General features: G+C 42.1%; 23 protein-coding genes, 1 tRNA gene and 1 other RNA gene. 9 read left to right on the top strand and 16 right to left on the bottom strand.

The window, feature by feature from the left end; translation table 11 throughout:
• The first annotated feature begins 11 nt into the window (after positions 1–11).
• Both fimA and tpx read left to right on the top strand, forming a co-directional pair.
• The gene (fimA, locus tag ACVC7Q_RS05705) at positions 12–941 is read left to right on the top strand and encodes a metal ABC transporter substrate-binding lipoprotein/fibrin-binding adhesin FimA (protein ID WP_447265160.1); all 930 of its coding nucleotides are present in this window, start codon (positions 12–14) and stop codon (positions 939–941) included.
• A gap of 87 nt (positions 942–1028) precedes the next feature.
• Positions 1029–1523: a thiol peroxidase gene (gene tpx, locus ACVC7Q_RS05710; protein ID WP_447265161.1), complete on the top strand. Its 495-nt coding sequence runs from the start codon at positions 1029–1031 to the stop codon at positions 1521–1523.
• Positions 1524–1557: 34 nt separating this feature from the next.
• Here tpx and ACVC7Q_RS05715 read toward each other — a convergent pair whose 3' ends face one another.
• The gene (locus tag ACVC7Q_RS05715) at positions 1558–2583 is read right to left on the bottom strand and encodes a DUF3114 domain-containing protein (protein WP_447265162.1); all 1026 of its coding nucleotides are present in this window, start codon (positions 2581–2583) and stop codon (positions 1558–1560) included.
• Between the two features lie 124 nt (positions 2584–2707).
• Here ACVC7Q_RS05715 and ACVC7Q_RS05720 point away from each other — a divergent pair, with 124 nt between their 5' ends.
• Positions 2708–3361, top strand: coding sequence for a metal-dependent transcriptional regulator (locus tag ACVC7Q_RS05720; RefSeq protein ID WP_447265163.1), 654 nt, complete (start codon positions 2708–2710; stop codon positions 3359–3361).
• A 21-nt stretch (positions 3362–3382) separates the two neighbouring features.
• Here ACVC7Q_RS05720 and dtd read toward each other — a convergent pair whose 3' ends face one another.
• From dtd to ACVC7Q_RS05755, 7 genes are all read right to left on the bottom strand, one after another.
• Positions 3383–3826 carry a D-aminoacyl-tRNA deacylase gene (gene dtd / locus ACVC7Q_RS05725; RefSeq protein ID WP_024054704.1) on the bottom strand — a complete coding sequence of 148 codons (444 nt, stop codon included), beginning with the start codon at positions 3824–3826 and terminating at the stop codon, positions 3383–3385.
• A gap of 206 nt (positions 3827–4032) precedes the next feature.
• Positions 4033–6252 carry a RelA/SpoT family protein gene (locus ACVC7Q_RS05730; protein ID WP_013904522.1) on the bottom strand — a complete coding sequence of 740 codons (2220 nt, stop codon included), beginning with the start codon at positions 6250–6252 and terminating at the stop codon, positions 4033–4035.
• A 197-nt stretch (positions 6253–6449) separates the two neighbouring features.
• Positions 6450–7193 (bottom strand): 16S rRNA (uracil(1498)-N(3))-methyltransferase, encoded by a 744-nt coding sequence (locus tag ACVC7Q_RS05735; RefSeq protein ID WP_447265164.1) that lies wholly within the window; start codon positions 7191–7193, stop codon positions 6450–6452.
• Between the two features lies 1 nt (position 7194).
• Positions 7195–8145, bottom strand: coding sequence for a 50S ribosomal protein L11 methyltransferase (gene prmA / locus ACVC7Q_RS05740; RefSeq protein WP_447265218.1), 951 nt, complete (start codon positions 8143–8145; stop codon positions 7195–7197).
• 137 nt (positions 8146–8282) lie between these two features.
• Entirely contained in the window at positions 8283–8756 is a 474-nt protein-coding gene (locus ACVC7Q_RS05745; RefSeq protein ID WP_447265165.1) for a GNAT family N-acetyltransferase, read from the bottom strand.
• Positions 8753–9193: an NUDIX hydrolase gene (locus ACVC7Q_RS05750; RefSeq protein ID WP_447265166.1), complete on the bottom strand. Its 441-nt coding sequence runs from the start codon at positions 9191–9193 to the stop codon at positions 8753–8755. Before ACVC7Q_RS05750 ends, ACVC7Q_RS05745 begins: the two co-directional genes overlap by 4 nt.
• A 12-nt stretch (positions 9194–9205) precedes the next feature.
• Complete coding sequence (locus ACVC7Q_RS05755) at positions 9206–9676, bottom strand: DUF3013 family protein (protein WP_447265167.1); 471 nt, start codon at positions 9674–9676, stop codon at positions 9206–9208.
• A gap of 114 nt (positions 9677–9790) precedes the next feature.
• Here ACVC7Q_RS05755 and ACVC7Q_RS05760 point away from each other — a divergent pair, with 114 nt between their 5' ends.
• The 3 genes from ACVC7Q_RS05760 (at position 9791) to ACVC7Q_RS05770 (ending at position 11399) form a co-directional block, all read left to right on the top strand.
• Complete coding sequence (locus tag ACVC7Q_RS05760) at positions 9791–11062, top strand: replication-associated recombination protein A (RefSeq protein WP_195412336.1); 1272 nt, start codon at positions 9791–9793, stop codon at positions 11060–11062.
• Positions 11063–11128: 66 nt separating this feature from the next.
• Positions 11129–11321: non-coding RNA, 6S RNA (ssrS, locus tag ACVC7Q_RS05765), on the top strand.
• 5 nt (positions 11322–11326) lie between these two features.
• Positions 11327–11399, top strand: a tRNA-Lys gene (locus ACVC7Q_RS05770).
• A gap of 86 nt (positions 11400–11485) precedes the next feature.
• On the opposite strand, the gene ACVC7Q_RS05775 is transcribed toward ACVC7Q_RS05770, so the two are convergent.
• From ACVC7Q_RS05775 to ACVC7Q_RS05790, 4 genes are read right to left on the bottom strand one after another with little or no spacing between them, the layout of a single operon-like run.
• Entirely contained in the window at positions 11486–12625 is a 1140-nt protein-coding gene (locus ACVC7Q_RS05775; protein WP_002885655.1) for a site-specific integrase, read from the bottom strand.
• Position 12626: 1 nt separating this feature from the next.
• Positions 12627–12815 (bottom strand): DUF3173 domain-containing protein, encoded by a 189-nt coding sequence (locus tag ACVC7Q_RS05780; protein ID WP_002903611.1) that lies wholly within the window; start codon positions 12813–12815, stop codon positions 12627–12629.
• A gap of 11 nt (positions 12816–12826) precedes the next feature.
• The gene (locus ACVC7Q_RS05785; protein WP_156209971.1) at positions 12827–13804 is read right to left on the bottom strand and encodes a replication initiation protein; all 978 of its coding nucleotides are present in this window, start codon (positions 13802–13804) and stop codon (positions 12827–12829) included.
• Positions 13805–13849: 45 nt separating this feature from the next.
• On the bottom strand, positions 13850–14032 hold the full coding sequence (locus ACVC7Q_RS05790; protein WP_048790917.1) for a hypothetical protein: 183 nt from the start codon (positions 14030–14032) through the stop codon (positions 13850–13852).
• Positions 14033–14245: 213 nt separating this feature from the next.
• Here ACVC7Q_RS05790 and ACVC7Q_RS05795 point away from each other — a divergent pair, with 213 nt between their 5' ends.
• The 3 genes from ACVC7Q_RS05795 (at position 14246) to ACVC7Q_RS05805 (ending at position 17294) form a co-directional block, all read left to right on the top strand.
• Positions 14246–14755 (top strand): helix-turn-helix domain-containing protein, encoded by a 510-nt coding sequence (locus ACVC7Q_RS05795; protein WP_014635150.1) that lies wholly within the window; start codon positions 14246–14248, stop codon positions 14753–14755.
• A 316-nt stretch (positions 14756–15071) separates the two neighbouring features.
• Positions 15072–16082: a YeiH family protein gene (locus tag ACVC7Q_RS05800; RefSeq protein ID WP_447265168.1), complete on the top strand. Its 1011-nt coding sequence runs from the start codon at positions 15072–15074 to the stop codon at positions 16080–16082.
• Positions 16083–16763: 681 nt separating this feature from the next.
• Positions 16764–17294: a hypothetical protein gene (locus tag ACVC7Q_RS05805; protein ID WP_447265169.1), complete on the top strand. Its 531-nt coding sequence runs from the start codon at positions 16764–16766 to the stop codon at positions 17292–17294.
• Between the two features lie 45 nt (positions 17295–17339).
• Here the strand turns inward: ACVC7Q_RS05805 and ACVC7Q_RS05810 are convergent, their stop codons facing one another.
• From ACVC7Q_RS05810 to ACVC7Q_RS05825, 4 genes are all read right to left on the bottom strand, one after another.
• A complete protein-coding gene (locus ACVC7Q_RS05810; protein WP_447265170.1) occupies positions 17340–18047 on the bottom strand; it encodes an ABC transporter in 708 nt (235 codons plus the stop codon).
• Positions 18044–18724 carry an ABC transporter ATP-binding protein gene (locus ACVC7Q_RS05815; protein WP_195529157.1) on the bottom strand — a complete coding sequence of 227 codons (681 nt, stop codon included), beginning with the start codon at positions 18722–18724 and terminating at the stop codon, positions 18044–18046. The genes ACVC7Q_RS05810 and ACVC7Q_RS05815 overlap by 4 nt, the downstream gene beginning before the upstream one ends.
• Positions 18725–19013: 289 nt before the next feature.
• On the bottom strand, positions 19014–20318 hold the full coding sequence (locus tag ACVC7Q_RS05820) for a sensor histidine kinase (protein WP_447265171.1): 1305 nt from the start codon (positions 20316–20318) through the stop codon (positions 19014–19016).
• A gap of 13 nt (positions 20319–20331) precedes the next feature.
• A complete protein-coding gene (locus tag ACVC7Q_RS05825; protein WP_447265172.1) occupies positions 20332–21066 on the bottom strand; it encodes a LytTR family transcriptional regulator DNA-binding domain-containing protein in 735 nt (244 codons plus the stop codon).
• Positions 21067–21242: the final 176 nt, after the last annotated feature.

A 21242-nucleotide genomic window follows, 5' to 3' on the forward strand; every position in this document is an offset into this window, starting at 1 on the left:
AGGGGAAACACATGAAAAAAACCGCTTCTATCCTTGCCCTCTTTGTGGCGCTCTTATTTGGTCTGTTGGCCTGTAGCAAAGGCTCTTCTTCTGGAGCTTCTGGTAAATTGAAAGTGGTCACCACCAATTCAATCCTTGCAGATATAACTAAAAATATTGCTGAGGATAAGATCGATCTGCACAGTATCGTTCCTGTCGGCAAAGATCCTCACGAATACGAACCGCTTCCAGAAGATGTCAAAAAGACTTCGCAAGCAGACCTCATCTTCTACAACGGGATCAACCTCGAAACCGGTGGCAATGCTTGGTTTACTAAATTGGTCAAAAATGCCAATAAAGTTGAAAACAAAGACTATTTCGCAGCTAGCGACGGAGTCGACGTCATCTACTTGGAAGGCCAAAACCAAGCTGGAAAAGAAGACCCTCACGCTTGGCTCAATCTCGAAAACGGGATCCTCTACGCTAAAAACATTGCCAAACAATTGATCGCAAAAGATCCCAAAAATAAGGACTTCTACGAAAAAAATCTAGCTGCCTATACTGAAAAACTCAGCAAGCTCGACCAAGAAGCCAAACAAAAATTCAACAATATCCCAGAAGAGAAGAAGATGATTGTAACCAGCGAAGGCTGCTTCAAGTACTTCTCCAAAGCCTACGGCGTCCCATCTGCCTATATCTGGGAAATCAATACGGAAGAAGAAGGCACACCTGACCAAATCAAAACGCTGGTAGAAAAGCTCCGGCAAACCAAGGTACCGGCCCTCTTTGTCGAATCCAGTGTCGATGAACGTCCTATGAAAACTGTGGCTAAAGATACCAATATCCCGATCTATGCAAAGATCTTCACTGATTCTATTGCCAAAGAAGGAGAAACAGGCGATAGCTACTACAGCATGATGAAGTGGAACTTAGACAAGATCGCAGAAGGATTGAACAAATAAGTCTCTAAATTGATTAGATTCATAAACAAATCAGTGGCTCTTCCTCCTTCATTGATGTACAATGAAAAGAAAAAAGGAGTCTTTGCTATGACAACATTTTTAGGAAACCCTGTTACCTTTACCGGATCTCAACTTCAAGTTGGCGATACTGCTCACGATTTTTCACTGACCACCCCTAACTTGGAGAAAAAATCTTTGGCTGATTTTACTGGGAAGAAAAAAGTTCTTAGTGTGATCCCATCTATCGACACAGGTATCTGTTCTACTCAAACACGTCACTTCAACCAGGCCCTCTCTGACATGGAAGACACTGTGGTCTTGACCGTCTCTGTCGACCTTCCTTTCGCTCAAGGCAAATGGTGTGCTGCTGAGGGGATCGAAAATGCCATCATGCTCTCAGACTACTACGACCATTCCTTCGGGAAAGCTTACGGCCTCTTGATCAATGAATGGCACTTGCTCGCACGCGCTGTCTTGGTCTTAGATGCGGATAACAAGGTTACTTACGTTGAATACCTAGACAATATCAACAGCGAACCAAATTACGACGCTGCAATCGAAGCCGTCAAAGCGCTTGGATAAATGAAAAAAGAGGTCTGCGACCTCTTTTTCATTGCTATAAAATCCGATGGAGTCCATTCTGTAGGAGGAACCGCCAGCGTAAGCGAGGGATGCCTCTGAGGAAACTCCGCACGCGCTGTGCCACTTGTTGCTTATAGCTCTTGCCTCCTTGTGCAAAGGTTCCCTTCCGACTCCAGTAACCTTCGACACTGCGATCATTTTTAGGAGCTAGATAGCGAACACCTTGACGATAAAGGACCTCCTTACGAAAGGCTGGATCCCAAGCTTTGACGGGGTCAATATCCAAGTCCTTATGAGTCCGGCCCCTAGCCAGCCCGTAGTTAAAACTAGCCCCATTGACAATGCCATTTTCAGAAACTTCTACTGGATCGACTTCATTGAGAAAACGCCCGGCTTGATCGAGAATATACTCCGTATGGAAATTTAACAAGACCTTGAAATTGACTTGTTGGGAGGCCCCTGATGGATAATGAAGGTGACCATCTGACCCTAGGGAGACCTTATTGTGAAGGCGAGCAGCCGCATAAGCATCCACCCTGACCGCTCTAGCCTCCTGTAGGTAAGCTTGTAAGGCTTCCTCGTCAGTCTGTCCAGCTCTGGCCTCATGCGTCCGAATCCACTGGGCTTGGTAACTTGAAAGTAGGTAGCGCAACTGGTGAACCTGGCGTTTCAAGAGCTGATCTCCCGACTGATCTGCTAAGGGATCCTTTTCAAAGGCGATTTGCACGACGTGTGAAAAAGCCTTCCAAAAGTCGGAACCTGGCGGACAATCTGGAGCCATCCTACTCAGAAGAAAGGCTGTTTCTTCGCAAGTTCCAGACAGGTCACTTGGCATAAGAAGAATTTTCATGACTCCCCTCAGCAAGTCTTGGGCAGCCGTTTCCGTTAGATCTTTGATCTCTTGAAACCACATATTTTGAAACAGAGGACTGGCAAAGAAAAAGACAGACTGGTATTGTTCTTGGTAGTCTTGTGGATCTTTCAATCCCTGCAAGTGCTTCTCTAGATAGGCTAAACTACTCTCTCTCCAGCCTAATCTCACTAATTCTCGTCTGTTCATAGTGCCGTCCTTTCTATGCTTCTATACTACCATCTTTTGGAGCTTGAGACAATTCTCATTACTCCACTAGCGTTTTTGAGGATATTTTTGATATACTAGAAGTGAGCGAAGAAAAGAGGAAAGCATGACACCAAACAAAGAAGATTACCTCAAGTGCATTTATGAAATTGGCACAGAAGTAGAAAAAATTAGCAACAAGGAAATCGCCAGTCGCATGCAGGTCTCTCCACCCGCTGTGACCGAGATGATTAAGCGCATGATCTCAGAGGGTCTCTTGGTGAAGGACAAGTCTCGTGGGTATTTGCTAACGGATCTAGGATCGCAGTTGGTCTCTGATCTCTACCGCAAGCACCGCTTGATCGAAGTATTTCTTCTGGAAAATCTTGACTATACAACTGAAGAAGTCCATGAAGAGGCAGAAGTTCTCGAGCATACCGTTTCTGAACATTTCATTGACCAGCTGGATCACATGCTTGGAACTCCTAAGACCTGCCCTCACGGTGGGACAATTCCAAAGAAAGGCGAAAGGCTTGTCGAAGCCTACCAAGACCGTCTCAGCAAAGCGACCCAACCTGGTCTGTATATTCTGCAAAGGGTCCATGACACCTATGAATTGTTAAAATTCTTAGACCAGATCCATCTCCAGATTGGGGATACTATCGCGTTTCAACGATATGATGACTACACAGGCCTCTATCACTTAGTCATCCATGGACAAGAAATTTCTATTAACCAAGTGATCGCCCAACAACTCTATATCGAAAAACATGCAGTCTAATCCGACTGCATGTTTTCTTACTTATGGATTTTTTGTATCTAACAAAATCGTCACTGGACCATCATTGATCAATTCAATCGCCATATCGGCCCCAAAGATTCCTCGTTTGACAGGGACTTCTTTTTCTAATTGATCATTAAAGGCATCATATAACTGACTGGCCATATCTGGCTTGGCAGCACCTGTAAAAGCAGGACGGTTGCCTTTTTTGGTATCCGCAAAGAGGGTAAATTGAGAGATCGATAAGATTTCCCCTTGGATATCTTTGACCGAAAGATTCATCTTATCTTCCTCATCTGAGAAAATACGCATCTGCGATACCTTGCGAACCGCATAATCTAAATCTTTCTGATCGTCATCTGGACCGACACCTACTAGGAGCAGCAAACCTTGCTGGATCGCATTGTAGACTTGACCATCAATGGAAACTGAGGCACTCTTAACCCGTTGAATCACTAATTTCATTTTACTATCCTATTTTATAAATCTATTTGGCATTCACTACTAACTTTCAAAGAATATCATCTTCAGACAAGGCAGTGCGATGCAGGCAGACTAGCTGAAAAGCAACGGCTGTTCAGTTGCTTTTAGAGCAAGGCAGCGAGGCGCAGACAGTACTTCAGTACGGCAAGGCGAGCTAACGAAGCTATAAAAGATAACTAAGTAGCCGTTTAGCCGTTAGTACGCTTAACAGAGTACACCTCCGGCACACTCTTAATCTTATCCACAACCGTTGTCAACATCGATAGGTTCGGAATTCCAAAGGAAATGTGGATATTGGCAAATTTCATGTCTTTGGTTGGTTGGGCATTGACAGTTGAGATCATCTTAGCTGTATTGGAGAGGACTTGGAGTACATCGTTCAGAAGTCCGGCACGGTTGAGGCCGTAAATATCGATATGGGCGATGTAGTCTTTAGTCGTGTTGTTATCTTCCCATTCTACATCAATCAAGCGTTGCTCGTAGTTGTCTTGAGCGCGAAGATTCATACAGTCTCGGCGGTGAATGGCGACACCGCGCCCTTTGGTGATGTAGCCGACAATTTCATCGCCTGGAACTGGGTTACAGCACTTTGCAATCCGAATCAAGAGCCCAGAAGCACCTTGGATGACCACGCCACCTTCGTGACGGACCTTCAAGGTGTCTTTTTTATTTTCAACCTTGACCTCGCCACCTTTGACCAGCTCTTCTGCTTCTGCGCGTGCCTTAGCCCGCTCTTCTTCTCGGCGTTCATCCTCCGTCAAGCGGTTAAAGATAGTAATAGCCCCAATCTCTCCAAAACCAATCGCAGCAAACAAGGCCTCTTCTGTCTTATAGCTTGATTTTTGTAGCACTTTGTCCATGTGCTTTTTATCCATGAACTTATTGGCTACCAAGTCATGCTCGTGAAATTGGGCCATCAAGAGGTCACGGCCACGGTTAATCGACAATTCCTTGTCTTGATTTTTAAAGAACTGACGAATCTTGTTGCGCGCCTTGCTAGTTTTAACAAGGGTCAACCAGTCACGACTCGGACCAAAGGAATTGGCATTGGTGATAATCTCCACCTGATCTCCCGTCCGAAGTTTGGTATTGAGGGGCACCATCCGGCCGTTGACCTTGGCACCAATCGCTTTTTCCCCAACCTTGGTATGGATTTCATAGGCAAAATCGATCGGTCCGGAATCTTTCGGAAGCGAGCGCACAGTTCCATCTGGAGTGAAGACGTAAATCTCTTCTGCCAGGATGTCTTCTTTTACATTTTCTACGAATTCCTTGGCATCGCCTGACTGGTCTTGGAGTTCCATCATCTCCTTGATCCAGTTCATCCCAATAGCAGATTCCTTACTGTTGACTTGACCTTTGATCCCTTTTTTGTAAGCCCAGTGAGCGGCAACCCCGTATTCGGCAACCTCGTGCATCTCCTTGGTACGGATCTGGAACTCAATCGGTCCTTTAGGGCCATATACAGTCGTATGGATGGACTGGTAGCCATTGGCCTTCCGGTTGGCAATATAGTCCTTAAAACGCCCCGGCATCGGTTTCCAAAGTTCATGGATATAACCCAGCATGGCATAGACATCACTTGGAGTATCCAGGATACAGCGGATGGCAATCAAGTCGTAAATTTCATCGAAGCGTTTCTTTTTATCCTGCATCTTGCGGTAGATCGAGTAGATATGCTTTGGTCGGCCATAAATTTTTCCATGCAAATGGCGTTCCCCTGCATAGGTCTCAATCTTGTGAACGACTTCTTCCACCAACTCTTCTCGCTCGCGACGTTTTTCCTTCATCATATGAGAAATCTTGTAGAATTCTGTCTCATTCAAATAACGGAAAGACAAATCCTCCAGTTCCCACTTGACACTGGAAATCCCGAGACGATGGGCGAGTGGCGCATAGATCTCCATGGTTTCACGAGAAATGCGTTCTTGCTTATCCTTGCGCAAATGCTTGAGGGTGCGCATATTATGCAAGCGGTCGGCTAGTTTAACCAAAATTACACGGATATCTTGAGACATGGCCATAAGCATCTTGCGATGGTTTTCCGCCAACTGCTCTTCGTGGGACTTGTACTTGACCTTCCCAAGCTTGGTCACCCCATCGACGATCACGCGCACATCATGACCAAATTCACGCTCAAGATCATCCAAGGTCGCGTCCGTATCTTCCACGACATCATGCAAAAAACCACAGGCAACCGTCACAGCATCCAATTTCAGTTTGGCAAGAATCCCTGCCACTTGAATCGGGTGAATAATATAAGGCTCACCAGACTGACGGAATTGACCACTATGGCAATCAACTGCATAGACCAAAGCCTTTTGCACAAAAGCAACATCCTCAGGTGATAAATATTTTTTTGTAAGGGCAACGACTTGGTCCCCAGTTAAATTCTCTTCTTTTGGCATTCGTTTTCTCCAGTTTCTTGGATACTATTTTAACACTTTTAGAAGCAGATGGGAACCAATGAAGCTACTTTAATATACGGATATACGGATCTTATTAAGAGATCATTCTGAATCTCCCTTCACTTTAATAATTCGTAAAAATTTTTGAAAATAGAAGATTTTTGTAAAAAAACTAACGAAGCGGTTCCTTCGCTTCGTTAGTTCATTAATTCTGTAACAACACTCACAGCGCTGAGAGCATAGAGTGGTGCTGTTTCTGCACGGAGAATGCGAGGACCAAATCCTGCAAGGACTGCTCCTTTAGCTGCAAAACTTTCAATTTCTGCAGGGGATAGACCACCCTCTGGTCCAAAGATAAAGAGCAGTTTAGCTCCTTTTTCAAGACCGGCAACTGCTTGCATCAGAGCAGCAGCTTCACCTTCTTTGGCCGACTCTTCGTAAGCCACCACGATGCGGTCAAACTGATCGAATTGAGCTAGAAAGTCTGCTTTTTTCTCAAAAAGGGTAATGCTTGGGACAAGATTTCGCTTGCTTTGCTCTGCTGCTCCAAGGGCGATTTTTTCTAGTTTTTCAACCTTTTTGCCCAATTTCTTGCCATCCCACTTAGCGACCGACCAGTCTGCGGGAAAGGCCCAGATTTGACTAGCACCCAGTTCCGTCACCTTTTGAGTGATAAACTCCAGCTTGTCCCCCTTTGGAAAGCCTGATGCGATGGTCACTTGGACTGGCAGTTCCACATTGTCTGCTAATTCCTCGATTAGTTCCAACTGACGGGCTTCTACATTGACCACACGCGCCAAGCGCTTGATGCCATCATCAAAGACTAGAGTAACTTCATCATCCTCCTTCAGGCGCATGACCTGAAACATGTGCTTGCTGGTTTCCTTGTCCTCAATGGTGACAGGAGAGATTGCACTACCTTTTACAAAATACTGCTGCATGCTAGCCTCCAATCACACCAGAGATATCCTTAGTTTTTTTGAAGACACAGGCATTCCACTCCCCTTGAATCATATGGGTTTCAAGGAAAAATCCAGCTGACTCAGCTGACTCACTGACCATGTCCCACTTATCCTTAATAATGCCACTCATGATCAGATAGCCTTCGTCCTTGACCAAACGATAAGCATCATCCGTCAGATGAATGAGGATATCCGCCAAGATGTTGGCCACGATGACATCTGCCTCAATCTCCACTCCCTTGAGCAAATCACCTGGTGCCACATGGATGTTTTCCATGCCCGGATTGAGCTCAATATTCTCCTGAGCGACTCGAACCGCTACATCATCCAGATCATAGGCAAAGATTTCCTTAGCACCCAGAAGTGAGCTAGCAATAGAAAGAACCCCTGAACCAGTCCCTACATCTAGCACTGTTTCGCCACCACGAAGAACCTGCTCCAAGGCAAAGAGGCTCATCTTGGTTGTTGGGTGGGTCCCAGTTCCAAAGGCCATACCAGGGTCCAACTTGATAATCTTTTCTCCCGCAGTCGCCTCATAGTCCGTCCATGACGGCACAATGGTCAAGTCATGAGTGATACGAGCTGGTTCATAGTATTTCTTCCAATTGTCGGCCCAGTCTTCCTCAGCCAAGGCAGTCGTCCCCATCTTGACCTCACCCAGATCCATAAAGTCTGTCAATTCTGCTAAGCGAGCCTGCAAGTCCGCTTCAACCGCAGCTACATCGACCGTCTCCGGGTAGTAGGCGGTCACCACGATTTCTTCTTGCTGCTCGATTTCAGGGAAAATCTCACCAAAGCGGTCGACGTTGCCCACATAGTCCATGCTGTCTTCAATCGCAACACCCTGGGCACCTAACTCGATCAAGAGATTGGAAACCAACTCCTCTCCCTCACGCTTGACTGTAACCTTTAACTCTTGCCATGTTTCCATCATTAAGATACCAAGCCCGTAAAACACAAAGCCAAAACAGGAAATTCTCTGAAGACGTTTGTGTCTAAGAGATGTTTATCTTTTTGGCACAGTGTTTAGGGCGGGTTCAGTTTAAAAATTTAACTGAACCGTCCTTTCTATTTCTCTATCCATTTTTTCATGTAGACCATATCCATGCCTTCTTTTTCAGGCTCGATATGGGTTTGATGGTAGCCATTCTTCTCGTAGAACGCAACCATGTCTGCATCCTGTAACACCGTACACAAATCCCATTGTGTGATGGTTGGAAATTCTTTTTCCAGCAAGCTTAAACCTTTAGATCCATACCCTTTTCCTTGATAGGGAGGTAAAATCGCCGCTGTTCCCAACCAAGCTTTCGTTAACTCTTCATTGGTCTGAATTCGTAAAAAGCCTATCTTCTCTTCATCTTCTTTTACAAAGTAGTAATAGCTATTAGGTCGTTCTGCCAGTTTCCATTTGATTCGTTCACGGTCCTCCAGATAAGGATCATACTCATCTTGGTATTTGTCATAGACTGCCTTAAAACTGGCTCTTTGAATGGCAATAATGGTTTCTAAATCCTCTGCTCCTGCTTTCTCAAGTGTTATCATAAACTTTCCTCCACATAATCTCTCACTCGTTCTTGTAATTGCGGAACAACCCGATCTGACGTCAAAAACTCTTCAAGGCTCACTAATTTATAGCCTTGCCCCTCGTCTCCAAAGACGATACTGTCAAACTGTTCCTGTGTCAACTGTCCAACTAAAAAGACGGATTTCTTGTTCTCATCTAGCATACTGGGATAGATCCAAGACCAGATGACGTCATCTTTCGACAGTTGGATGCTCAATTCTTCATAGACTTCACGTGCTACACACTCAAAAGGGGTCTCATTTCCTTCTCGTCCACCTCCCGGTAACTCCCACAGATTAGGCCAGGGAATGGTTGGTTTATCATCACGCAAGATGGTCAAAATTTGCCCATCACAAAGCAAGGCGATTTTACAACCCGTAAATTCAAACTGTGCTTCTAAGCAATCTTCAAGCATGAGCTTTCCCTCCTAATATCTCGGATAAGGGTAAAATTCTCCTTCTTCCAAGCCTGCTTTGCCTTCTTCAAAGACTTCTTGGTTCCAGACGATCTCAAAGCTCTCTGCTTCTTCGTCTGCTAAGAAATCCATGAGCTCATCCAAGGCCAACTCAGCTGTATCCCGAAGAAAAGTCGCAAAATAGGCTAGAAATTCACGAGACAAGCCTTTTTTAGGCTCATAAGGAATCGCCGTTAAATAGGCATCTTCGTCCACATGCGACTTGGCTGGATTGTAGAAGATGACGGCTTCTTCAAAGAAGATATCCTCGTCAGATTCTTCACCCGCTTCATCAACCAGTGCAACCCCTCCCTTATTCTGTGCTTCCAAGAGAAAAGCCACTTCTACCGCATGATTCTTCTTATCCCAATTGATCTCAAAGTCAAAGGGAAAGACCTTGTCCATTTCCTCTTCTAAAATATCCAAAAATCCGTATTTAGACATCATGTCCTCTTTCTAATTTCCCACTCTTAGAGCGGAATATGATACAATAGTTACTACAATCTTACCATAAAAACCGCCTCTTTGAAAGGAGACAAAGCTAGAAAGGAGAAGGAAATGCCCGACAATCTCGCACTCCGTATGCGCCCACGGACGATCGATCAAGTCATCGGTCAACAACACCTGGTCGGAGAAGGCAAAATCATCCGCCGCATGGTCGAAGCCAATCGTCTGTCCTCCATGATTCTCTATGGACCTCCGGGGATTGGAAAGACCAGTATTGCTTCTGCCATCGCTGGCACAACCAAGTATGCCTTTCGGACCTTCAATGCAACGGTTGACAGCAAAAAACGCCTCCAAGAAATCGCAGAGGAAGCCAAATTTTCTGGTGGCTTGGTCCTGCTTTTAGACGAGATCCATCGCCTTGATAAAACAAAGCAAGATTTTCTTTTGCCTTTGCTCGAAAGTGGTCTGGTCATCATGATCGGTGCAACGACTGAAAATCCCTTTTTCTCTGTCACACCCGCTATTCGTAGCCGCGTACAGATCTTTGAGCTGGAACCTTTGACGACGGAGGAGGTCAAGCAAGCTCTAAAAACGGCGCTAGATGATCCCGAGCGTGGCTTTGATTTTCCAGTCGTGCTCGATGAAGACGCTTTGGATTTCATCGCTACCTCGACCAATGGAGATCTTCGTTCCGCCTTTAATTCTCTCGATCTGGCTGTGCTGTCGACCTCTGAAAATGCAGAAGGCATCCGTCACATTACGCTAGAGATCATGGAAAATAGCCTCCAGCGCAGCTACATCACCATGGACAAAGATGGAGACGGCCACTACGATGTGCTCTCTGCCCTGCAAAAGTCTATCCGTGGTTCGGATGTCGATGCCAGCCTTCACTACGCCGCTCGTTTGATCGAAGCTGGAGATCTACCCAGCCTAGCTCGTCGCTTGACCGTCATCGCTTATGAGGATATCGGCCTGGCCAATCCAGATGCGCAGATCCATACCGTAACAGCCCTTCAGGCAGCGGAGCGTATCGGCTTTCCTGAGGCCCGCATTCTCATCGCCAACATCGTCATCGATCTAGCCCTTTCGCCTAAGTCCAACTCAGCCTACGTTGCCATGGACAAGGCCCTATCTGATCTGAGGACATCTGGCAACCTTCCCATTCCTCGCCACCTCCGCGATGGTCATTATGCTGGAAGCAAGGAACTGGGAAATGCACAAAACTATAAATATCCCCACAACTACCCCGGCAACTGGGTCAATCAAGACTACCTGCCAGACAAGCTCAAACACGCGTCCTACTTTATTCCCAATGAAAATGGCAAGTACGAACGTGCTCTCGGAGCCACCAAGGAGAAGATTGATCAATTTAAGAAAAAGTGACATCGGTTTCAAAAAAATGAGATTTTTTCTTGAAATATTTCCAAAATGTGGTATCATATACATATAGAAACGCTGTGGTGTACGAACTCACACTTAAGTGTTGACCGACTATTTTTTGTATTATTAGGGAAACAAAAGACTTCTGGCAGTATGCAGGCCGTTTCACGCGGAAGCAGCTAAGTCAGAGCGAGTTGCCCACCTGCTTAATTGCGCGGGTTCAATACAAATCGTGAAGTTTCGGCACCAATACAGCTTTTTATATTTGCCTCCTTAGCTCAGTTGGTAGAGCAGTAGACTCTTAATCTATGGGTCACAGGTTCGAGCCCTGTAGGGGGCATCAAACTTCAACAGTAAAAGCCTTGATAACCAAGGCTTTTTTGCTTGTCTTAAGAGCATTTGCCCCATCATTTGCCCCACATTTTTTTATGAGCAATCTTTCCAGATATCTCTGATTTGATTAAATTCCTCAAAAATTTTCTCTTCTAAAGTGTGTCCATATACTTCTACCAACATTGAAATATCTCTATGCCCTAGAATTTTTGCGATAACTCCAAGGTCAAACCCTTTGTGCCAGAGGTAGCTTCCATAGGTGTGACGTGCTCCTTTTGTCGTGATAATTGGATAAATGTCCAACTCATTTAAGAGAACACTCAAAGCTTTATTGACGCTTGCAATATCTGGAACTGAATGAATATATCCAAAATGTTGAAAGATCATTCGATATCGATTTTTGATTCCTAACTCCATGTTTGCTCTTTCTTGCTCCGTTTGTAAAAGGCGCAAAATTTTGATACACTCTTCGTCTATTGGAACCATCCGAATAGACGTTTTATTTTTTGGTGGAACAAACTTATGAGAGAGAGTATTATACCTCCTGTATGTTTTTAACAATCCTCTATCAAAATCAACCTCATTCCAAGTTAACGCTACTAACTCTCCAAACCTCATGCCTGTTTTTAATAGAAAATAGACGATATAAGGAACAATTGAACGTTGGTAATCGAATTTTCTCTTTACTGCTAAAAGTAAATCCAGATAGTCCTTTTCTGTATGTAAATATTTCTCTTCTGTCATCTGTTGTTCTTTGGATGAAAACAACTCGACATGTTGTGTAAAATCATCTATTAGAACTTTGTCAGCAATTGCCATTTGGATGCTCTGATGAATCCCCGTATTCAATCTACCAAGAAAATTTCTACCAACTGTTTGCCCATACTTATTCATAATTCTTTGGTATTCACTCGCACGAATTTGAGTGACTTTTTTATTTCCAAATAATCTTTCAATTGTGTTTTTACGGAGAAGATATTTTTTCTTTGTTTCTTCCGACCTACTACTTGGTAAAATTTTTAGTTCAAGCCATTCTTGATATAGATCGGCAAGAGAAATATCTCTAGAAATTCTTTTTCCTAAACGAAGTTCTTGCAGAATCGGTTCAGCTTCTGACTCTGCAAGTTTTTTTGTTTTAAAACCGCTATTATGAGCAACAGTTTTTCCTTCGTTACGAATTTCATAGGTCCATAAATTACTATCTCCTCGCTTTCGGTAACGAACACTTGCCATATTACGCCACCTCTGTTCCTAGAATCTCATTTACAACACTTTTTGGAACAACCATCAAACGTTTGCGATTATAAAATGTATAGCCTCGTGATACAAGTAATTCTCTTGCCTGATGGATGATATCATTTGCAGTGTGAGGGCGATAGCCCATTTCAATTAATTCTTTGTTACTAATTAAATTATGATCCATAGTTATCCTCCTTATTTATTTTCTAAATTCAGAAACTCGCCTACAAGTAGTTGTAATTCTGTATTTAATTTAGGGAGATTCTGTATTAATACTTCTTTTAATTCTTCCGCAAATTGATTCGTTTCCTCTCTCAATAGTTTGCGGACTCTTGTTTTTTTCTTTTTGATGCTATCTGATTTTAAATTTGGAAAAGCCAATGACAACAGTTCAGGATTGTTGAGAAAGATAATTGTAAATGCTCTTTGCTCCACTCGAATATGTTCTAGCTTATAAAATCCGAAATTATCAAGTCGATTCATAATATCTTGGACCATCTCCTCACCAATCGCTTTGGTTCTAAGTTGGAACTCCAGTCTCCACCAAAACGGATTTACAGCCAAATCTAGCTTCTCTTCGCGCTTGTGAGCAATGATTTCTTTATTCTTATCGTATAACCTAACTTGTACATTACTACCGCTAGAACCCCAATATTTCGTCTCTAATTCGCCCCCTCGACCATAGAAGACCTTATGGGTAACACCACCTTTAATATGTTGCAAATTAACAATCTCAGGCCTGTTGAAAATGTCAAATGCCAAATCAAAACGAGACAAACGTACCGTCAATGAATTCAATCTGGCAAAGTACATTAATTGCCTCCATACTTTCATTCCATCAAATTCTTTTAAAGTGTTAGGATTGAAATCAATCCGAATCAATTGTTCACCTCCATAAATGGATAATTGAAAAAATATAATATTGATCGAATCATACTCATTAAAAACTTTAGCTAAAGTAAAGACATCATCTCGAACATTATCATATATTTCAAATGAATCAACTCTTGTACTTATTGCCTGTTTCAGATTTTTGAAAATCCGTCTTAGGGAACCAGTATCTGTATCCCAGATAACCGTTAGTCTATCAATACTGACATCTAACCTCTGTACTAATTCTCCTACATCACATCGTTCTTGAATGCTTCTTAAATCTTGTATAGAAACCAACAAAATTGTCCCCCCTTCTTTTAGATTTTTTAGGCCTCAGAAACACCGTCAAATCAACGTTTGCTCGTTCCGTCGTTCTTTGGACGTTGTCCTAAGTGTCCCTTTTTGCTGGCTGTTAGAATAGCCAGCTTTTGCTTGGCTAGAAATTGTCTGGACGGCAGCCTGCAGGACTTCGCCTGACTTCCCGTCAGGCTCGTCCCTTGCCCTTGTCCACACAATTTCTAGCTCCAAGGCTTCGAATAGTCATCAGTCATAGTCATAGTCTCGTCCTCAAAATCCTCCTCACTCACTATTCCTAAACACATGAATTATTTGTATCATTTATAACTTATTTGTAAGTTATAAATATATTTTATAAAAAATATTTGGAGCAGTCAACTAAAAACTTGATTTGTAAGTTTATAGGTGATAGAATAAGTTTAAAATACAACATAGGAGTTTATCATGACCTTTATTATTCAAAATTTTGGACCCAATTTGGCACGACTACGCATAGAAAAAGGAGTAAGTCAAACTCAACTTGCGGAAGATTTAGGAATCGGTAAACAGTCCATCTCTGATTACGAAAAACAAAAAAGCTATCCTACCTTTGCAAATTTGGATAAGATAGCAGAATATTTTAATGCAACTCCAACCCAACTATTTGGAACTAGTAAAGAGATTGAGTTAGAAAAGAGTGTTCTTGAAACTAATGAATACTCTGATAAAGTAAGTGAAATCTTAAAAGCTGTCAAATACATCGAACATTTTCTAGAAACAGATGGACAGTACTTAGAGGATTTACTTTACCTAACAAGAGGCAACCAACTATACACAGAAGATGGAGAAGAGTTGTATATGGATCCAACTTCTCCGAAAAGAACATTTCATAACCAATATGAACCTGGTTTTATTGTAGCAAGAGATAAATCCCCACTAGAACTCTTAATTGAAAATAAGGACCTATTAGATTAAAAAAAGCGAGGATATGTACTGATCCCAAAAGTTAGATTTTTTCTGTCTAACTTTTGGGGTGCAGTACATTTTCAACTCTCTTATTTATTTTCTTATCTCACATAATTACTTCACATGTCCAGGCTCATCAAATTCATTTTTTTCAATAACATATGCCACATTTGCATCCTTATTGATCAAAGAACATATATCTATTATGCTACAATAGCTTTCTGACCGCAAAATTCCGTTTATTTGCAACCTTATTCCCACTTTTTATTTTACTTTTCTGACAAACAAGATTATAATAAGAAGTATTTTATTTTCGGAGGTTTTTATGTCATTTCTATCAAAAAATTGGGCAGGACTGTTAGCCTGTCTGATCATTTCTATCATCTCTTGGGTTTTAGGAGGCTTTCTTCCTGTTGTGGGAGCACCTGTTTTCGCCATTTTTATCGGAATGATTCTCCATCCCTTTCTCACTTCCTATACACAACTGGAAGCCGGCTTGACTTATAGCTCCAAAAAACTGCTTCAATATGCTGTTATTTTGCTTGGGTTTGGACTCAATATCTCACAAGTTTTCGCAGTTGGAAAATCTTCCCTTCCTGTTATCCTTTCAACTATTTCAATTGCTTTGATTATAGCTTTCTTTTTCCAACGCTTTTTTAACCTTGATACAAAGCTAGCTACCTTGATTGGAGTTGGATCTTCTATCTGTGGCGGTTCTGCCATTGCAGCGACTGCTCCTGTTATTCACGCCAAGGAAAAAGAAGTAGCCCAAGCCATTTCTGTTATCTTTTTCTTCAATGTCTTGGCAGCTCTTATCTTTCCAACTCTAGGTTCTTGGCTCCATCTTTCCAACGAAGGTTTTGCTCTCTTTGCGGGTACTGCGGTCAACGATACTTCCTCTGTAACAGCCACAGCTAGCGCCTGGGATAGTCTGTATCATACCAATACTCTAGAATCTGCAACCATTGTCAAACTGACTCGTACCTTAGCTATTATCCCTATTACTCTCTTCCTCTCCTATTGGCAAAGCCGTCAACAAGACAACAACCAAGGAGTAAAGCTTAAAAAAATCTTCCCCGTTTTCATTCTCTACTTCATCCTAGCTTCTCTGCTAACTACCGTCCTTACTTCTTTTGGTGTTAGCAATAGCTTCTTTGCACCTCTCAAACAACTCTCTAAATTCCTTATTATCATGGCCATGAGTGCTATCGGTCTCAAAACCAACCTCGTTGCTATGATCAAATCCAGTGGAAAATCCATTCTTCTTGGAGCCCTTTGCTGGATCGCTATCATCCTGACTAGTCTTGGCATGCAATTACTCATCGGTATTTTCTAAGAAAAAAGGGAGCCTAAAGGCTACCTCAGAACGTAGACAAACGTCATTTTTGGCGTTTGTCTTTTTGTATGTTCAAAGATATTTTGTCTTATCATCTACTATTCCATCCAAAAATCTGATTTAAAGCAAAATAAAAAGGGATATTCCCTATCCATTTCGATAATTTTTTCATTAATTTGTTTTTCCATTTTATCCTCCGATTAGTCTCGCACTGATATTTATTGATAACAACACTATATTTCTAGTATAGCATAATCATTAGATATTATAGGTTTTCAAACCAAATGAGAGTCATTCGTTTTTGCCCCACTTTTGTCCCATTTTTAAATCATGACATTGGAAATACCTAAAAGTACTTCCCTAAAATCACTTATATTTCAATATTTTTAATTACTCTCAATATGAAAATCCTTTCCAAATCCATGTAGGGGGCATCTTTTATGCACAAAAAGCCTTGATAACCAAGGCTTTTTTGCTTGCCTTAAGAGTATTTAGCTCACTTTTTTAGATACTATAATGTAGCGTACGAAGTTAAATCATTCTGCACCATTGTTATTCCATTTAAAATAAAAACTACCTTTGAACCCTACCAAACAATTGACAGTTCTTGCCTGAATCCGCTATGATAAGGGTACTTGAAATTCCGAGTTTTCGTAGCATTTAAAATGTAAGGAGTCAAAAATGAAAATCTATTATTCAAAATATGTCGGATATGGCTTTTTGGCTTTTGCCTGTGCGCTCTTTATCCACTTAGCGTTTTTATCGTTCCTAGGTTTTGAGGGGATTCCCAAAGTCAGTTTCGTCACCCTCATTCAGATCCTTTTATTTCTAATTGCGATCTATGCAACCATTGCTGGGATCAAAAGACTGACCAGCCGTCAGATCGCCTTTGAGCTGACTTCTGATGGGATCTATGCTTATCAGGGAGTGATCCTGACAAAAGATATCTTTATCCCCAAGGAAGCTTTGGTGAGTGCAGCCTATAAAGTGGCTGACGTTAGTGACCCCGATCACCAAAATAGTAAGAGTTATTTTATCGAATTTCAGCTTAGGGAAAATACTGCACTAGAAAATCTCTCAAAATCTAATACGATCATTGACACAGAGCACCATACCGTAAAACTCTTCGTCAATTTTTGTAAATTTAAGGAAGAAGATTGGCAAAACCTATCCAAGTACTTGACGAACGAATATCAAATAACCGTTTTGTAGCAAAGAAAAAGCCTTGAGTTGTTCTCAAGGCTTTTTTGACTGCTCTTAGTTCCCCATTTCCCCTTTGGGTACGAGCAGATAGAAAAATAGCAAATTCAATCCAAATACGGCAACAAAGAGCGCTAATTGGGTGGCATCAATCGTTTGTTTCTCAGTCAAATCTTGGATCAGCTTTGTATAATAATAGCCTGGGAAAACCCGTTGTAGCTTGCTAACCAAGTCCATAAATCCTCCACTTGCGCCAAGCGAATCAAAGGGAATAATGGTCATGGCTGCTAAAATAATAACTGGAAAGCCAATGGTATCAATCGTCTTGGCATCTACCCTCACCCCAAGTACAAAGCCAATCACACTAAAGTAGATCCCCATCAAGGATAAGAGGAAAAATTGTACCAACAGGCTAGTCGTCACTGGAAAGTGAAAACCTAGGACAGCAACTACTAGGACTGCTAAAAAGATCAAGCTGTTCAGAATCAGTTGTACAATCGATTGATCCCATAAATAGTTCTTGACACTATAGCTTGTAAAGTGGGATTCAAAAGAATAAAAACCGATATCTGAGGCGATTCGCTTACTAAAAGTTGCAAGGCTATTGCCAATGACCCCGATAAATACGGCAATGCCTAATAAAATACTTGGTGAAACCCCTTTTTGAAGCTGATAAAAGAAGATATACCAGCCTATGGGTAAAATAATGGTGAATAATACGAAGCGCTTATTTCGTAAAACTTGTTTTAATTGAATCTTTCTCATGCTTGTTCCCCTCCTTTATTCATCTCTTCTCGGAAATACTGCTCAATGGTTTGACCAGCCTGGTGAATATCCTCAACAGCCTTTGTTGCAGCAATTCGACCGTCTTTTAAAATCAGGACTTTTGTAAAAAAGGCATCAATTTGGTTAAAATCATGGGTCACCACAACAGATGTAAACTCTTGCTGCTCCAGCAATTTCCAAAAATTATCCACTGCTTCCAAGTCCATGCCTGTCGTCGGCTCATCTAAAAAAATCAACTTTGGGTGATTCAAAATGGTTAACAACAAGGACAAGCGTCTCTTTTGACCACCGGAAAGACTTCCCACCATCTGCTCTCTTGATTCTCTTAATTCGACCATCTCTAAGAGTCCATTGATATCAGCCTGCTTCAGCTGATTCATCCGGCTTTTTAATTCAACGAATTCAGCAAGGGTTAGATCCTCGATGAGCAGATCTCCCTGAGGCATCATCCCAATTTCCCTTTGAAAATCAAGCGAAGTCTTTATCGTCCCCGAATCAGCCTGGAGCTGTCCAGCGATAATGTTGAACAGGGTGCTTTTACCTGCCCCATTATTTCCCAGCAAGGCAATTTTGTCTCCTTCTTCTATCGAAAAAGACACCCCCTTTAATACAGCTTTCTCCTTAAATGATTTTGTAATAGATGCTACCTGAAACATACGATCCCTCTTTTCTTATTGATCTTGTGTCCATTATACTTCAAGAGGAAAACCTTGGAGGCTCTCTGTCAGAATCGGTCAAAAAATCGTCGTGAATGGTCCAAAAAGAGGCTGGGACAAAAGTCCTAGCCTCTCAATTGTTTTTGGATTGTCAAGCAAGACGCAGTGGCTGAGTGGGCTCTACTACGCTGATTTCATCAGCTTTTACAGCCCTACCCAACTGTGCGGAGGTGGGACGACGAAATCGAATTCTAACGAATTACCGATTTCTGTCCCACTCTCTCTTCTATTATTCCTTCCAAAAGGTCAGGCTCTGGGTAAATCGGTAATTTGAACTCTTGGTAGACACTGTCGTTTTGGGATATTTTTCCAGTAATTGTTGGATCTTGTACAAGCCAAGACCGCGGCCATCTCCTTTACTTGAGTAGTCCTTTTCAAAAATTCTCGCCAGATCTATTTTTTCAGCTTTTGTACTATTTTCAACTATTAAGATGAGGGAGTTTTCCTCCTGAAGCATGGCAAGAGTCAGCTGTGGGTCATCTGATTCAAGACTCGCTTCAATAGCATTGTCACAAAGGATGGATAAGAAGGTGATGAAATCTAAAACCTCGATGAATAAATCACGAACAGGTTCATCGATCTCTACAGAGATCCCAATCCCTTTATTTTGCGCTTCCAACAATTTTGCGGACAGAACACTTTTTACAGCCGGATTTTCGATGTGACTGAGTTTGGCAATATCAAACTTGCTATCGTAAAATTGTTGGCCACTCTCTCGAAGAACATTCTCATAGACTTCCCTGATCGCATTGAGATCTTCATGCTCAATACTTAACTTGAGACTGGTTAAAATATTCAGGTAATCATGACGAAAGGCACGAATCTCCCCATAGAGCATTTCGACGTGTTGACTATAGGTGGCTAACTCCTGCAGTTGCCTATCTTTTTGCTCTAGAATCTCTTGTTTCAATCGTTCTTTGGACACTGCATTGAAATACAAGAGCATCACAAAAAACAAAATCAGATAAATACTATTTAACTGTTTCCGTAAAGCATCTGCATAAGGAATAGCATCCTCAAAAACCACCAGACCTATAACACTGACTAAATACACAAACATAGAAAGATCCATTGGAAGTAAGAAACGATTAAAATACTGCCGTTGAAATCCTACTTTTAAATCTGTAAAATCTAGTTTTAACAATTTAGTGAGCCCTAAATAGACAGGAAAGACCAGCAATTCAAGTAGAGCATCATACCAGCTGACAGATGCCTCATGAACAAGTACAATCCCGAGCATTGGAAAGACATAAAAGGCTAAGAGACGCCCAATGAGACTCTCCATGACAACCGGGTAGAGCCCGTAAAAAATGTTCAAAAGGTGTCGTATGTTACGATTCCGATAGAAACTATAGGCAATAAATACTAAGAAATAGCCAAAAAAGCCTACCGGTGGCACAAGGGTAAAGACGACTGCAAAGAAGAAGGGGCACAAAAAGAGCCAACGTAAGGCGAACTCTTGTCTACTGATATGACGATAGATCAGCATGCTGACGAAGAACTTTAAGTAAGACATTAGAATATCTAACAGCAATTCTTTCTCCCTTCTATTTTTTCAAAGCTTCCAGTAAGCCTCTATACTTGGTCCGTGAGATTAAGCAATTGTCCCCATTTTCAAAAAAAGCTTTCTTGGCTTCTTTGTCAATCTTCGTAATATTTTGTGGATTCACCACAAAGGAGCGGTGGCACCGATACAAGCGGGGATCTGCTTTTTCGATATCGGCAATACTGGCGTAAAATTCTAAGCGCTCATCCTGGGTGTGTAAAATAACCTTGTGAATGGTTGGAGACGTTTCAACATACAAAATCTTATTAAAGGGAACTTGTACACGCGCCATCGCACTCTCAAATGTAAAAGCATCTTGCGCAATCGTGGTCCCAGCTTGCTCCAAGGTATAGTCGATGGCTGAGCTGATTCTCTCTCTGAACTCTTCCTCACCCAGCGTTTTATCAATAAAATCCAAGGCGGCTACTTTGTACTGAAAGGTAATGGGCATGAATTCAGAGTGAGTGGTGACAAAGACAATGGTCGCATGGGGATCTTTCTTACGAATCTCTTTTGCGATCTCTAGACCCTTTTTCTCCTCACCTTTAATCTCGATATCTAAAAAGAATAGGTGATGAGCGCCTCTCTCTGTGATAGCATCCAGCAACTGGCTTGATTTTCCAAACACTTCTGGCGCTTTGCATTGCAAGGATTTCTGAGCAACCAGTTCCTGCAAGACCGATTCGATTCGTGATTGCTGGATCCACTCATCTTCTAACACAAAAATCTTCAACAAAGTCTTCACTCCTTCCCCTCGACGAATATGTTCTATTTTACCATAAATAATAGCTGCTGAGCCACTCTTTCAAAGTAGACTCAAAAGGCATTCTATCTTTTTCTCCCTAACAAGAAAAAACTCTCCCGGAGGAATCCGGAAGAGCTTGCGCAAGGGGAATTTGAAAAATATTTTTT

It is taken from the genome of Streptococcus sp. W151 (genome assembly GCF_053010205.1).